Origin of the sequence: Pseudomonas sp. DCB_BI (assembly GCF_026240995.1) — a bacterium.
In the GTDB taxonomy this organism is placed as follows: Bacteria; Pseudomonadota; Gammaproteobacteria; order Pseudomonadales; family Pseudomonadaceae; genus Aquipseudomonas.
The window spans coordinates 55,500-69,335 of record NZ_JAPFCG010000013.1 but is presented as its reverse complement, the minus strand read 5'-3'; the positions used below and the strand labels follow the sequence as shown (position 1 = coordinate 69,335).

General features: G+C 63.5%; 8 protein-coding genes and 2 tRNA genes. 4 read left to right on the top strand and 6 right to left on the bottom strand.

Annotated features, from left to right (window positions below):
• Positions 1 to 491 precede the first annotated feature (491 nt).
• The 3 genes from nirD to OO258_RS15535 all read right to left on the bottom strand — a co-directional run bounded on the left by nirD (position 492) and on the right by OO258_RS15535 (position 7,731).
• Positions 492 to 854 (bottom strand): nitrite reductase small subunit NirD, encoded by a 363-nt coding sequence (nirD, locus tag OO258_RS15545; protein ID WP_266031398.1) that lies wholly within the window; start codon positions 852 to 854, stop codon positions 492 to 494.
• Positions 854 to 3,406, bottom strand: coding sequence for a nitrite reductase large subunit NirB (nirB, locus tag OO258_RS15540; RefSeq protein ID WP_266031397.1), 2,553 nt, complete (start codon positions 3,404 to 3,406; stop codon positions 854 to 856). Before nirB ends, nirD begins: the two co-directional genes overlap by 1 nt.
• Positions 3,407 to 3,708: 302 nt before the next feature.
• Complete coding sequence (locus tag OO258_RS15535) at positions 3,709 to 7,731, bottom strand: bifunctional nitrate reductase/sulfite reductase flavoprotein subunit alpha (RefSeq protein WP_266031395.1); 4,023 nt, start codon at positions 7,729 to 7,731, stop codon at positions 3,709 to 3,711.
• 316 nt (positions 7,732 to 8,047) lie between these two features.
• Here OO258_RS15535 and map point away from each other — a divergent pair, with 316 nt between their 5' ends.
• Positions 8,048 to 8,845 (top strand): type I methionyl aminopeptidase, encoded by a 798-nt coding sequence (gene map, locus OO258_RS15530; RefSeq protein WP_416309210.1) that lies wholly within the window; start codon positions 8,048 to 8,050, stop codon positions 8,843 to 8,845.
• A 113-nt stretch (positions 8,846 to 8,958) separates the two neighbouring features.
• Here map and OO258_RS15525 read toward each other — a convergent pair.
• Positions 8,959 to 9,035, bottom strand: a tRNA-Asp gene (locus tag OO258_RS15525).
• Positions 9,036 to 9,048: 13 nt separating this feature from the next.
• Positions 9,049 to 9,124: transfer RNA gene (locus tag OO258_RS15520), tRNA-Val, on the bottom strand.
• 216 nt (positions 9,125 to 9,340) lie between these two features.
• Between OO258_RS15520 and rdgC the strand changes: the two genes are divergently transcribed.
• From rdgC to sugE, 3 genes are all read left to right on the top strand, one after another.
• Positions 9,341 to 10,261 carry a recombination-associated protein RdgC gene (rdgC, locus tag OO258_RS15515; protein ID WP_110745610.1) on the top strand — a complete coding sequence of 307 codons (921 nt, stop codon included), beginning with the start codon at positions 9,341 to 9,343 and terminating at the stop codon, positions 10,259 to 10,261.
• A 102-nt stretch (positions 10,262 to 10,363) separates the two neighbouring features.
• On the top strand, positions 10,364 to 11,335 hold the full coding sequence (locus OO258_RS15510) for a bile acid:sodium symporter family protein (protein ID WP_266031391.1): 972 nt from the start codon (positions 10,364 to 10,366) through the stop codon (positions 11,333 to 11,335).
• 231 nt (positions 11,336 to 11,566) lie between these two features.
• A complete protein-coding gene (sugE, locus tag OO258_RS15505) occupies positions 11,567 to 11,884 on the top strand; it encodes a quaternary ammonium compound efflux SMR transporter SugE (RefSeq protein WP_019470182.1) in 318 nt (105 codons plus the stop codon).
• Positions 11,885 to 11,894: 10 nt separating this feature from the next.
• Here the strand turns inward: sugE and OO258_RS15500 are convergent, their stop codons facing one another.
• Positions 11,895 to 13,772, bottom strand: coding sequence for an MFS transporter (locus tag OO258_RS15500; protein ID WP_266031390.1), 1,878 nt, complete (start codon positions 13,770 to 13,772; stop codon positions 11,895 to 11,897).
• Positions 13,773 to 13,836 lie beyond the last annotated feature (64 nt).

Sequence of the window (13,836 nt, the reverse complement as noted above, 5' to 3'; positions counted from 1 at the left end):
CCAGTTGTTTCCCCGGGTACTGCATCAGCCTCAAGCCCACAGGGGGCGCGCTAGATTCAAGAAATTGAGCAAGCCAGTTGTTTCCCCAGGTACTGCATCAGCCTCAAGCCCACAGGGGGCGCGCTAGATTCAAGAAATTGAGCAAGCCAGTTGTTTCCCCAGGTACTGCATCAGCCTCAAGCCCACAGGGGTCGCGCTAGATTCAAGAAATTGAGCAAGCCAGTTGTTTCCCCAGATACTGCATCAGCCGCAAGCCTGCGGGGTACTTGTGGGAGCGGGCTTGTCCCGCGAAGAATCCAACATGGTGCATGGCCCGGGCTGCGCCCGTGTTCGCGGGACAAGCCCGCTCCCACAGGGATTGCGCTAGATGCTTAAATTGAGCAAGCCAGTTAATTCCCCAGGTGCTGCATCAGCCTCAAGCCTGCGGGGTACCTGTGGGAGCGCGCTAGATGCTCATGCCCGCGTAGTGGGGGGCAGGCGGCAAATGGTGATCAGGCCACAGCCAGCTCCACGGCCTCCCCCTTCAACCGCACCGGCCACACCCGCAACCTCTGCCCGGCATCCTCCAGGCACTCCCCACTCAGCAGGCTGAAGTGCTGCTTGTAGAGCGGCGCTGCCACCACCAACTCACCTTGCACGCTGCCCACCAGCCCGCGACCGATGATGTTGGCGCCGGAGCGTGGGTCGCGGTTGTCCACCGCATACAGCGGCTGAGCCTGACCAGGCAGGTAGAACAGCGCCACCTGGGCGCCGTCGAGCCACACCACCACCCCGGAGTCGGCCACCAGATCGTGCGCCTGGCATACCGCCTGCCAGTTTTCTTGAGTGTTCACAGCAGCATTGGCCAGGTTCATCAGACAGCCTCCTCGACAGTTGGGATCAGGTGCAGCGGCGCCGCTGGCCGGCGTTGTTCGCGTTCACGCACGAAGTGCACGTCCGGGTCAGCGCGGCGATCGTTGACAAAGGTACGGAAGCGCTTGAGCTTCTCGGGGTCGTTGAGGGCGTTGGCCCATTCGCATTCATACTGGTCGACCACATGCTGCATCTGGCTTTCCAGCTCGCTGGCCAGCCCCAGGCTGTCGTCGATCACGACCTGCTTCAGGTAGTCCAGGCCGCCTTCAAGGTTCTCGCGCCACACCGAGGTGCGCTGCAACTTGTCGGCCGTACGGATGTAGAACATCAGGACGCGGTCGATCAGGCGTACCAGCGTTTCGTCGTCAAGGTCGGTGGCGAACAGTTCGGCATGCCGCGGGCGCATGCCGCCGTTACCGCACACGTACAGGTTCCAACCCTTGTCGGTAGCGATGACGCCAATGTCCTTGCTTTGCGCCTCGGCACACTCGCGGGTGCACCCAGACACCGCGAACTTGAGCTTGTGCGGGCTGCGCAGGCCCTTGTAGCGATCTTCCAGGCGCAGGGCCATGGCGACGCTGTCTTGTACGCCGTAACGGCACCAGGTGCTACCCACGCACGATTTCACCGTACGGGTCGACTTGCCGTAGGCATGGCCGGTTTCGAAGCCGGCCTCGATCAGTTCGCCCCAGATCAGCGGCAGCTCGTGCAACTGGGCACCGAACAGGTCGATGCGCTGGCCGCCGGTGATCTTGGTGTACAGGTCGTATTTCTTGGCGACCTGGCCGATGACGATGAGCTTGTCCGGGGTGATTTCACCCCCCGGGATGCGTGGCACCACCGAGTAGGTACCGTTTTTCTGCATGTTGGCCATGAACGTGTCGTTGGTGTCCTGCAGCGGTACCAGCGCCGGGTCCATGATCGGCTGGTTCCAGCATGAAGCGAGGATATTGCCCACCGCCGGCTTGCAGATGTCACAGCCTGTGTGGCCTTTGCCATGACGTTCGAGCAGCTCGCTGAACGTGCGGATGCCTTCTACCCGCACCAGCCCGTACAGCTCCTGACGGGTGTAGGCGAAGTGCTCGCACAGGCTCTTGTCCACTGCCACACCGCGGGCGCTCAGTTCGTGCTCGAAGACCTGCTTGAGCAGGGCCGCGCAACCGCCACAACCGGTCGCGGCCTTGGTGCAACCTTTGACGGCGGCCAGGTCGCTGCAGCCGTTGTCAATTGCGGCGCATACCGCGCCCTTGCTGACGTTGTGGCAGGAGCAGATGGTCGCGCTGTCGGGCAGCGCATCAGCACCCAAGGCCGGCGCGCCGCTGCCTTGCGGCAGGATCAGCGCTGCCGGGTCGGCCGGCAGGGCGATGCCGTTCTGGGCGTACTGCAGCAGGGCGTCGTAATAGCTGTTGTCTCCGACCAGCACCGCGCCGAGCACGTGCTTGCCGCTGGCATCCACCACCAGCCGGCGGTAGGCACTGTTGGCTTCGTCGATGAAGCGGTAGCTGCGCGAACCCGGCGTGGCACCATGGGCATCGCCGATCGAGCCAACATCCACGCCCAGCAGCTTGAGCTTGGTCGACATGTCTGCACCGGTGAAGGCCACTGCCGCCTCGCCCATCAGCAAGGCCGCCAGATTGCGCGCCATGCTGTAGCCTGGCGCGACCAGGCCGAACACGCTGCCGTTCCACGAAGCGCACTCGCCGATGGCAAAGATGCGCGGGTCGCTGCTGCGGCAGTGGTTATCGATCACCACGCCACCGCGTGTGGCGATATCAAGGCCGCAGGCACGGCCCAGGGCGTCCTGCGGGCGGATACCGGCAGAGAATACGATCAGGTCGGTTTCCAGGTGCTCGCCGCCGTCGAAGTTCATGCGGTAACGGTAGGCCTCGCCTTCGCTGATCGACTGGGTCGCGCGTGACAGGTGCACCCCCACACCCAACGCTTCGATCTGCGCCTTGAGCGCAGCACCGCCCTCGGCGTCCAGCTGCACCGGCATCAGCCGTGGGGCAAACTCCACCACGTGGGCCTCCAGGCCCAATGACTTGAGGGCGTTGGCCGCTTCCAGGCCAAGCAGGCCACCGCCGACCACCACGCCACGGCGGGCACTGGCTGCAGCCGCCCGAATGCCATCGAGGTCGTCCAGCGTGCGGTAGACCAGGCGGGCGTTACCGCTGGAGCCTTCGATCGGCGGCACGAAGGGGTAGGAGCCGGTGGCCAGCACCAGCTGGTCGTAGCCATAGCGGCCTTCGGCAGTGACCACCTCACAGCGTTCGCGATCGATTTCCAGCACCGCCTCACCGAGGTGCAGGTGCACACCGCTGGTGGTGTAGAAATCGTGTTCACACAGGGCCAGGGTTTCGGCACAGCTGCCGCCGAAGTATTCGGACAGGTGCACGCGGTCGTAGGCGCGTTGGCGTTCTTCGCCGAACACCCTCACTTCGAAGCGCTGCAGGGCGCCGCGGCTGACCAGTTGTTCGACGCAATGGTGGCCGACCATGCCGTTGCCGACGATGACCAGTCGCTCTCGTTGCCCGCTGCTCGCTGTTGCCTTCATAAGCCGATCCTCGATCAAAAAAAAAGCGCCTGGAGCCGAAGCTCCAGGCGCCTTTGCCTGTATTCATCACGGTGTGCCCCTGGGTTGATCGCCGTTGATCAGCGGGGCTTGTTGTATCGAAGATAAAGCAGGGACTGTGCCAGTTGCTTTACCTGTATCGGTCTCTTCGCGGGTGAACCCGCTCCCACAAGGGTTTGCATCGGTCTTCAGGCTTGCACGGTGCCTGTGAGAGCGGGTTCACCCGCGAAGAAGCCCCCGCAGGCATGCACATTCACAGTGCACCTCAGCCCATCCCGGTGCACTCAATACACATCCCGGCGATAACGTTTGGCCTTGCTCAAACGTTCGACATATGCAGCCGCCTGCACTGCATCCATCCCGCCATGCTCAGCCACGATTGCGCGCAACGCCGCATCCACATCCTTCGCCATGCGCTGCGCATCGCCACAGACATAGAAATACGCCCCCGCCTCCAACCACTGCCACAGCTGCGCGCCCTGCTCGAGCATGCGTTGCTGCACATAGACCTTTTGCGCCTGGTCGCGCGAGAACGCCGTATCGAGCCGCAAGTGGCCTGCTTTTTCCCAAGCCTGCAACTGGTCCCGGTAATAAAAGTCGGTGGCGGCGTACTGCTCGCCAAAGAACAGCCAGTTACCGCCTGTGGCCCCCCGTGCCTCACGTTCTTCCAGGAAGGCGCGGAACGGCGCAATACCGGTGCCAGGGCCGACCATGATCACCGGCAGGCTGTCGTCCTCCGGCAGGCGAAAGTGCTTCGTCGCCTGCGGAAAAATCGCCACTTTCAGCGCCTGCGCACGGTCGGCAAGGAAGCTTGAGCACACCCCTTTGCGTACCCCGTAACGCACCGTGGATACCGTGAGGTGCACCTGATCCGGGTTCACCAGCGGGCTGGAACTGATCGAGTAGAGCCGTGGCTGCAACGGCTTGAGCAGGTCGAGCCAGCTGGCCAGGGGCAGTTGCTGAGGGAAGGCGCGCAGCACATCGACCAGTTGCCGTCCCCACAACCAGTCCTGCAGTTCAGCCTTGCACTCGGGTTGCAGCAGCCGTTGCAGGTCAGGTGCGCTGCGGGCGAACACCTGCAGCTGCTGCGGGGTGACCTTGGCGATTTCAAGATGCGCCTGCAGGGCTTCGGCCAGAGGCATGGCGGGCTGGCCTTTCAGCTCGACCATGGCCTGGCCATCAAGCTGTATCAGTGCCAGCAGTTCATTGACCAGCGCCGGGCAGTTGCGCGGCCAAACGCCCAAGGCGTCACCGGCGGCGTAGGTCAAGCCGCTGCCCTTCAGGTCGAAGACCAGCTGGCGGGTTTCCTTGCTGGCACCGGGGCCGTTGAGCAGGCGGTTTTCCAGTAGGCTGGCAGCCCAGGGCTGCTGCTTGCTGAAGGCTGCCACGGGCGCAAATTCAGGCGCCTGCTGCGGCGCCGCGCTGGCCAGCGTGGGCAGCAACGCGTCGAGCCAGCCGGCGAAGGCTTGGTCGAAGTCCGGCTCGCAGTCCACCCGTTGCAACAGGCGCCGCCCACCCAGCTCGGCCAGACGCTGGTCAAGCTTACGTCCAAAGCCGCAGAACTGGTCGTAGCTGGAGTCGCCCAGGGCCAGCACGGCATAGGGCAGTTCGGCGCAATGGCCGCCCTCCTCGGCCTGCAACGCCTGCCAGAACGTCGCCGCGCTGTCGGGAGCATCGCCGTCACCAAAGGTGCTGGCAATCAACACTACGCTGGCAGCACCCTGCAATTGGCGCGGGGTGACCGCCTCCATACAGCTGAGCTGCACGTCGAGGCCAGCACTGCGCAAGCGCTCCGCACAGCGCTCAGCCAGCAGTTCACCATTGCCCGTCTGCGAGGCCCACAGCACGTGGTGCCTTGGGGCGGGCAAGGCTGCGCCGGGCAGTGCCGCAGGCTGGGCGAACAGCCCGGCCAGCAGCCCGTCGACAAACAGCCGGTGGTGGGCGACCAGCGGTGCAGTGGCCGGCAGGCTGGGCACCCCCTCGGCGCGCGCCTGGTCCAGGCCCAACAGAAAACCTTGCAGGTAATGGCGTTCTTCGTCGGCCAGCACCGGGGCCGGCAATGTGTCCAGGCCAAGCAGGCGGGACAGGGTGGCAGTCGGCATGCTGGCGGGCTCCGGCGTAGCAGTATTCAGGTCCAGGGCATCGATGCGCTCACCGGCGACCCGCTCCAGGGCCACGGCGCAGTGCTTGAAGGCGGGTTGCAACGACAGCGGGTCGACGGCGTCACAGGTCACGGCATTGATTGCCAGCTGATCGCCGATCAGGTCGTTCCAATGAAAAGGTGCAAAGCAGTTGCCAGGCATCACCCGATCACTGACGCGCACCGGCAGCACGGCTTGGCCGCGGCGCGAGCGAATGGCCACCTGGTCTTTTTCGGCCAGACCCAACCGGGCCGCATCTTCTGGATGCACTTCAACGAAGGGGCCTGGCTCCAGCTTGTTCAGCGCCGGCACCTTGCTGGTCTTGGTCAGGGTGTGCCACTGGTGCTGCACGCGGCCGGTGTTCAGCACCATGGGGAAGGTCTCATCCGGCAATTCAGCGGCAGGTAACCAAGGCCGCGCGAAGAAGCGCGCCTTGCCACTGGCCGTCGGGAAGGCCAGCGCTGGGCGCTCACCTTGGGCATCGAGCAGTAACGCCTGGCTGCTGCCATCGTTGATGTAGCGCAGCGGACTGCGGGCGTGTTCGCGGCCCGGTGCGCTGGGCCACTGGTGCGGTTGCTGGCGCAGTTCGGCATAACCGATGCCGCGCAGGTCATAGCCCGTGGCCGGGTTATGAAAGCGGCGGATTTCCTCGTACACGGCTTCGGCGTCGGGGTAGTCGAAAGCGTCGCCATAACCCATGGCGCAGGCCACACGGGCAATGATCTGCCAGTCAGGCAGGCTCTGCCCTGGCGGCTCGACGGCGCGTGGCATCAGGGTAAGGTTGCGCTCGCTGTTGATCATCACGCCCTCGCCTTCCGCCCACAGCGCAGCGGGCAGGAGAATGTCGGCATACCGGTTGGTTTCGGTATCGAGGAAGGCGTCCTGGGTAATGACCAGCTCGGCCTGGCGCAGGCCGTCGATCACTTGCTGGCGGTTGGCGACACTGGCCACCGGGTTGCTGCAGATGATCCAGCAGGCTTTCACTTCGCCGGCTTTCATCTGACCGAACAGCGCCACCGTACCGTCACCGCCTTCACTGCGCAGGCTGCCCGGCGCCAACTGCCATTGTTGCTCGACGAAGGCGCGGTCGGCGGCCACCAGGGCCGAGCGCTGGCCTGGCAGGCCCGGGCCCATGTAACCCATCTCGCGGCCACCCATGGCATTGGGCTGGCCAGTCAGCGAGAACGGCCCGCTGCCGGGGCGGCAGATGGCACCGGTGGCCAGGTGCAGGTTGCAGATCGCGTTGCTGTGCCAGGTGCCGTGGATGCTCTGGTTCAGGCCCATGGTCCAGCAACTCATCCAGTTGCCGGCGCTGCCGATCCATTCGGCCGCCTTGATGATATCGGCCTCGGCCAGCCCGGTGATGGCGGCCACACGCCCGGGGCTGTAGTCGTCGAGGAAGGCTGGCAGGTCATCCCAGCCTTCGGTGTGGCGGGCGATGAAGGCAGGGTTGGTGTGGCCGTTGATGTGCAGCAGATGCAACAAGCCGTTGAGCAAGGCCATGTCAGTGCCCGGGCGTACCTGCAGGAACAGGTCGGCTTTGTCGGCGGTGGCGCTGCGCCGTGGGTCGACGACGATCAGCTTCGCACCGGCCTTCACCCGGTCGAGCAGGCGCAGGAACAGGATGGGGTGGCAGTCGGCCATGTTGGCGCCGATCACCAGAAACACGTCGGCATGCTCGAAATCCTGATAGCTGCCGGGCGGGCCGTCGGCACCCAGCGACAGCTTGTAGCCGCTGCTGGCGCTGGCCATGCACAGCCGCGAATTGGACTCGATGTGGCGGGTGCGGATAAAGCCCTTGGCCAGTTTGTTGGCCAGGTACTGGGCCTCGAGTGACATCTGCCCGGACACGTACAGCGCCACGGCGTCGGGCCCATGTTGGTCGATGATGGCACGCAGGCGCGCGGCGCTGTCGGCGATGGCCTGGTCCATGCTCGCGCGCACCGGCTGCTGGCTGCGGTGCGGGCGCACATAGGCATCCTCCATACGCCCGGCGGCCGTCAGCGGCACATGTGCGGTGAGGCCTTTGGTGCACAGCCGGCCGAAGTTGCTGGGGTGCTGCTTGTCGCCGCTGATCTTGCCGACCTTGCCATCGGCAACGCTCATGACGATGCCGCAACCGACGCCGCAGTAGGGGCAGACACTGCGTACTTCGCTATTGGCCATGGGCGGGCTCCTGTAGGAACGCAAAAAGGCGCCGGCTGCCCCGGCATGCTGATGCAAGCGGGACAACACGGCGCCTTTGTCGTGAAGTTGTGTGGGCTGTCGACGTTGATAGCCCGGGATTGAGGTGGATGAGCAATTAGTGGGCCAGCTGACCGGCCCCTTCGCGGGTAAACCCGCTCCCACAGGGATCTCACAGGGCCTGAGGGTGGTGATGGACCTGTGGAGTGGGCCTGGCCCGCGAAGAGGCCGGTACAGATTACGCACCATGCGGTGGCAACCTCACGGTCCCTGGCGCTATGCTGGGGCAATTTTCAGCATGAGCAACTACCCTCCCCCCATGTCCCAGGTGATCCTCAAGACCCCCGCTCAACTCGACCTGATGCGCCGCGCCGGCCAGCTGCTGGCCCAGGTATTCGCCGAACTCGACAGGTTCATCCGCCCCGGCGTGACCACCATGCAGATCAACGACCATGCCGAGGCGTTCATCGTCGAAACGCTCAGGGCGCGGCCGGCGAGCAAAGGGCAGTATGGTTTTCCCTACTCGCTGAATACCTCTGTGGACCACGTGGTGTGCCACGGCATGCCCAAGGTTGACGAGGTGCTTCAGGAGGGCTCGATCGTCAACGTCGACATCACCCTGGAACAGGGCGGGTACATTGCCGACTCTTCGAAGATGTACAGCATCGGCAAGGTCAGCGATGAAGCCCGGCGCCTGGTCGACACCACCTATGAGGCGTTGTGGAAAGGCATCGAGCAGGTGCGCCCTGGGGCAACGCTGGGTGATATCGGCCATGCCGTGCAGGCCCATGCCGAGGCAGCTGGCTACAGCGTGGTGCGCGAATACTGCGGGCATGGCATTGGCCAACAGATGCATGAAGCGCCAGAGGTGCTGCACATCGGCCAGCGCGGCATGGGCATGAAGCTGAAACCGGGGATGGTGTTTACCATCGAGCCGATGATCAACCAGGGTGGCCGCGGCACGCGCGAGTTGAAGGATGGCTGGACGGTGATCACCCGGGACCACAGCTTGTCCGCGCAGTGGGAACATACCGTGGCAGTGACCGAGGGTGGGTACGAGGTGCTGACATTGCGGGAGGAGGAACGTCGTGGCTGAAGCTGCGGCAAACGCCTGCAGGTATGGGTACAACATTCAGGCACAAAAAAAGCGACCCTAAGGTCGCTTTCTTTGTTACTTCCGGGTGTTCAGTGGGCCCTGGAAGTGGAATATGGCGCAGCGGACGGGACTCGAACCCGCGACCCCCGGCGTGACAGGCCGGTATTCTAACCGACTGAACTACCGCTGCGCTATACATCGAGTGGTGGGTGATGACGGGATCGAACCGCCGACCCTCTGCTTGTAAGGCAGATGCTCTCCCGGCTGAGCTAATCACCCTTCGTCTCGGTGTGGCGCGCATTCTACGTACGCCCCCACAGCCTGGCAAGCATTTTTTAAACTTTTTTCAAAAAAAACCTCTGGCCTTTCAAGGACCTAGCGTTACCGGGCGTTTTATTTCGGCATAAACAACTGCTGGCCCTCTGACAGGGTTGGCCTCAGAGCGCTGCTCGGAGAATAATGCCCGCCTTATGCATTAAGGAGAGATTGCCCCTCATGTGGTTCAAGAACCTGCTGACCTACCGCCTGACCCAGGAAGTACCGTTCGAGCCTGAAGCGCTGGAAGCCGCCCTGGCCAGCAAGCCGGCCCGCCCTTGCGCCAGCCAGGAGCTGACCACCTATGGGTTCGTCGCACCGTTCGGCAAAGGCGAAGACGCTCCCCTGGTGCACGTCAGCGGCGAATACCTGCTGATTGCCGCCCGTAAAGAAGAACGCATCCTGCCGAGCAGCGTGGTCAACGACGCGGTCAAGGAAAAGGTCGAAGAGATCGAGACCGAGCAGATGCGCAAGGTCTATAAAAAGGAACGCGACCAGATCAAGGACGAGATCATCCAGGCCTTCCTGCCGCGTGCATTCATCCGCCGCTCGATGATCTTCGCTGCCATTGCCCCGCGTCAGGGCGTGATCCTGGTCAACTCGGCCAGCGCCAAGCGTGCCGAAGACCTGTTGTCGACCCTGCGTGAAGTGATGGGCTCGCTGCCGGTACGCCCGGCCACGGTAAAAATCGCGCCGGTTGCCACCATGACCGATTGGGTCAAGTCGCAGCAGGCTGCCGAAGGTTTCTACGTGCTGGACGAATGCGAACTGCGCGACACCGCCGAAGACGGTGGCATCGTGCGTTGCAAGCGCCAGGACCTGACCAGCGAGGAAATCCAGCTGCACCTGAGCACTGGCAAGGTGGTCACCCAGCTGGCCTTGGCCTGGCAAGACAAGCTGTCGTTCATTCTTGACGACAAAATGGTGATCAAGCGCCTGAAGTTCGAAGAGTTGCTGCAGGAGCAGGCCGAGCAGGATGGTGGTGATGAGGCTGCGCAGCAGTTCGATGCCAGCTTCCAGCTGATGATGATGACCTTCGCCGAATTCCTGCCGGTGCTGTTCGAGGCGCTGGGTGGCGAGGAGATTCCGCAAGGGGTCTGAGGTAATGGATGAACCGCTGCAGGCCTGAACGGTGTTGTTCGCCTGCACGGCCCTAGTGCCTCGAAACGCTTCAAGTCATAACTAAAAAAGGAATTGCCCCCCATGCGTGCCCTCGCCGCCCTCAGCCGCTTCGTCGGTAATACCTTCGCCCTTTGGGTGCTGGTGTTCGCCGTGCTGGCCTTTCTGCAACCGCAATGGTTCATCGCCCTCAAGGTGGCCATCGTGCCGCTGCTGGGGCTGGTGATGTTCGGCATGGGCCTTACCCTCAAGCTCGACGACTTCGCCGCCCTCGCCCGCCAGCCCTGGCGGGTGATGCTGGGGGTGGTCGCACACTTCGTGATCATGCCGGGTATGGCGTGGCTGCTGTGCCAACTGTTCCACCTGCCCGCGGAAATTGCCGTGGGCGTTATTTTGGTTGGCTGCTGCCCGAGTGGCACCGCGTCGAACGTGATGGTGTGGCTGTCGCGTGGCGACCTGGCGCTGGCAGTGGCCATCGCCGCCGTCACTACCCTGCTGGCGCCACTGCTCACCCCTGCGCTGATCTGGTTCCTGGCCTCGGCCTGGTTACCGGTGTCCTTCATGGACATGTTCTGGTCGATCCTGCAGTTGGTGATGTTGCCGATTGTGCTCGGCGTGCTGGCCCAGCGCTTGCTCGGTGCTCGCGTGCAGGCAGCGGTGCAGGTGCTGCCGCTGGTATCGGTGGTGAGCATCGTGATGATCGTGTGTGCAGTGGTGGCGGCCAGCCAGGCGAAGATTGCCGAGTCGGGGCTGCTGATCATGGCGGTGGTGATGCTGCACAACAGCTTTGGCTATCTGCTTGGGTTCCTGACCGGCAAGCTGTGCAAGCTGCCGCTGGCCCAGCGCAAGTCGCTGGCGCTGGAGGTGGGCATGCAGAACTCCGGGTTGGGGGCGGCACTGGCGGCGGCGCACTTCTCGCCGCTGGCGGCGGTGCCAAGTGCGTTGTTCAGCGTTTGGCACAATATTTCCGGGGCGTTACTGTCGACCTGGTTTCGGCGGATGGATGAGCCTGAGCCTGTGCCTGAGACTGAAGGGATCGAACCGGCCAAGCATTGATATCTGCCTCTTAGGGCCTCTTCGCGGGTGAACCCGCTCCCACAGGGATTGCACATGTATCAAGCCGTGTGCAGTCGCTGTGGGAGCGGGTTCACCCGCGAAGAGGGCCGCACAGGCTTGCCCTGAAACCTTCAGGTGTGCACTATATTGCCCACTGTGAGGACGACCTCACGACGCACCGCGTGACCATTCCGGGGACGGCCCCATCATTCAAACGATGGAGACACTCTTATGTCCTGGATCATCCTGTTCTTCGCCGGCCTGTTCGAGGTCGGCTGGGCCGTTGGCCTGAAATACACCGACGGCTTCAGCAAACCGATTCCCACCGTACTCACCGTCGGCGCCATGGTCATCAGCCTGGGCCTGCTGGGGCTGGCCATGAAAGAGCTACCGCTGGGCACCGCCTATGCCATCTGGACGGGTGTTGGCGCGGTCGGCACAGTCATCGCTGGGATCATCCTGTTCGGCGAGTCCATGGCCCTGGTACGGCTGGTCAGTGTGGCGCTGATCGTCTGCGGCCTTATCGGCCTGAAAGTCAGCGCCAGCTGACCACGCCCGTTTAACGCAGGTCGCCGCGCAGGCGGCTGACCTGCTCACGCAGCAGCTCAGGCTGCGCGACCTCCACCGGAATGGCGGCGCCCGCCACGATGGTTACCCGCGACCACAGGCGCTTGAAAAAGCCCTTGGCCGGGTCACGGCTGAAGAAACTGCCCCACAAGCCCTGCAGGGCCAGCGGGATCACCGGTACCGGCGTTTCTTCGAGGATGCGGTTGACACCGCCTTTGAACACATCGATCTCGCCATCGCCCGTCAACTTGCCCTCCGGGAAGATGCACACCAGCTCACCCTCGGCCAGGTATTCGGCTATGCGCGCGAAAGCCCGCTCGTAGGTGCCCGGGTCCTCGTTGCGCCCGGCAATCGGGATGGCACCGGCTGTGCGGAAGACGAAGTTGAGTACCGGCAGGTTGTAGATCTTGTAATACATGACAAAGCGAATCGGCCGGCGGATGGCGCCGCCCAGCAGCAGGGCATCGACGAACGACACGTGGTTGCACACCAGCAGTGCCGCGCCTTCGTCGGGGATGCGCTCAAGGTCGCGATGCTGCACCCGGTACATCGAATGGCTGAGCAACCAGATCAGGAAGCGCATGGTGAACTCGGGCACGATCCTGAAAATATAGGCATTGACCGCAATGTTCAGTAGCGACACCACCAGAAACAGCTGCGGGATGCTCAGCTCGGCCACGCCCAGCAGGATGATGGTGAGCACCGCTGACACCACCATGAACAAGGCATTGAGGATGTTGTTGGCTGCAATGACCCGGGCACGCTGGTCTTGGGCCGTGCGCGCCTGGATCAGGGCATACAGCGGGACGATATAGAAGCCGCCGAATACACCCAGGCCAACGATCGACAGCAGTATCCACCAGGCCTGGCTCAGGCCCAGCAACGCCAGCCAGTCGTGCGGCGTCGCCGCAGCCGGTACATCGCCGGAGTGCCACCACCACAGCAGGCCGAACAGGGTCAGGCCGAACGAGCCGAACGGCACCAGGCCGATTTCCACCTTGCGCCCGCTCAGGCGTTCGCACAGCAGCGACCCCAGCGCGATCCCCACCGAGAACAGCGTCAGCACCAGCGTTACCACTGTGCCGTCACCGTGCAGCCAGTCCTTGGCGTAGGCAGGAATCTGCGTCAGGTAGATGGCACCAACAAACCAGAACCACGAGTTGCCGACGATCGAACGCGATACCGCAGGCGGCTGGCCGAGGCCCATGCGCAGGATCGCCCACGACTGCTTGAAGATGTTCCAGTCCAGCGGCATGTTCGGCGAAGCGGCAGCCGCGCGCGGGATCCAGCGGCTGGCCAGGTAGCCGAGCACTGCAGTGCCTACCACCCCGCCAGCCACCACCGTGGCGTAGCTATCGGCCGACATCATCACCCCGGCGCCGATGGTGCCGGCGAGGATGGCAAGGAAGGTACCGGTTTCTACCAGCCCGTTGCCGCCGACCAGCTCTTCCTCGCGCAGGGCCTGCGGCAGGATCGAGTACTTCACCGGGCCGAACAGCGCCGAGTGGGTACCCATGCCGAACAGCGCCACCAGCATCAGCGCCAGGTGGTTGGTGATGAAGCCCAGTGCACCAATCGCCATGATGGCGATTTCGGCCAGTTTGATCGCGCGGATCAACGCGTCCTTGGCGAACTTCTCGCCAAACTGCCCGCCCAGCGCCGAGAACAGAAAGAACGGCAGAATGAACAGCAACGCGCAGAGGTTGACCCAGATCGACCGGTCGCCTTCGCCCAGGCTGAGTTTGAACAGGATCGCCAGAATCAGCGACTGCTTGAACAGGTTGTCGTTGAAGGCACCCAGCGACTGGGTGATGAAAAACGGCAGGAAGCGCCGCTTGCCGAGCAAGGTGAATTGCGAGGAGTGACTCATCGTCCTTGGTCCTGAGGGCTTTTCAATTGGAGGCGCACCGTGCGCTTCAGGCCACAAATCTGCA

Coding starts and splice junctions, on each gene's coding strand:
- OO258_RS15500 (WP_266031390.1), bottom strand. CDS start 13,772: ATGAGTCACTCCTCGCAATTCACCTTGCTCGGCAAGCGGCGCTTCCTG.
- sugE (WP_019470182.1), top strand. CDS start 11,567: ATGTCCTGGATCATCCTGTTCTTCGCCGGCCTGTTCGAGGTCGGCTGG.
- map (WP_416309210.1), top strand. CDS start 8,048: ATGAGCAACTACCCTCCCCCCATGTCCCAGGTGATCCTCAAGACCCCC.
- rdgC (WP_110745610.1), top strand. CDS start 9,341: ATGTGGTTCAAGAACCTGCTGACCTACCGCCTGACCCAGGAAGTACCG.
- OO258_RS15510 (WP_266031391.1), top strand. CDS start 10,364: ATGCGTGCCCTCGCCGCCCTCAGCCGCTTCGTCGGTAATACCTTCGCC.
- OO258_RS15535 (WP_266031395.1), bottom strand. CDS start 7,731: ATGGCCAATAGCGAAGTACGCAGTGTCTGCCCCTACTGCGGCGTCGGT.
- nirB (WP_266031397.1), bottom strand. CDS start 3,406: ATGAAGGCAACAGCGAGCAGCGGGCAACGAGAGCGACTGGTCATCGTC.
- nirD (WP_266031398.1), bottom strand. CDS start 854: ATGAACCTGGCCAATGCTGCTGTGAACACTCAAGAAAACTGGCAGGCG.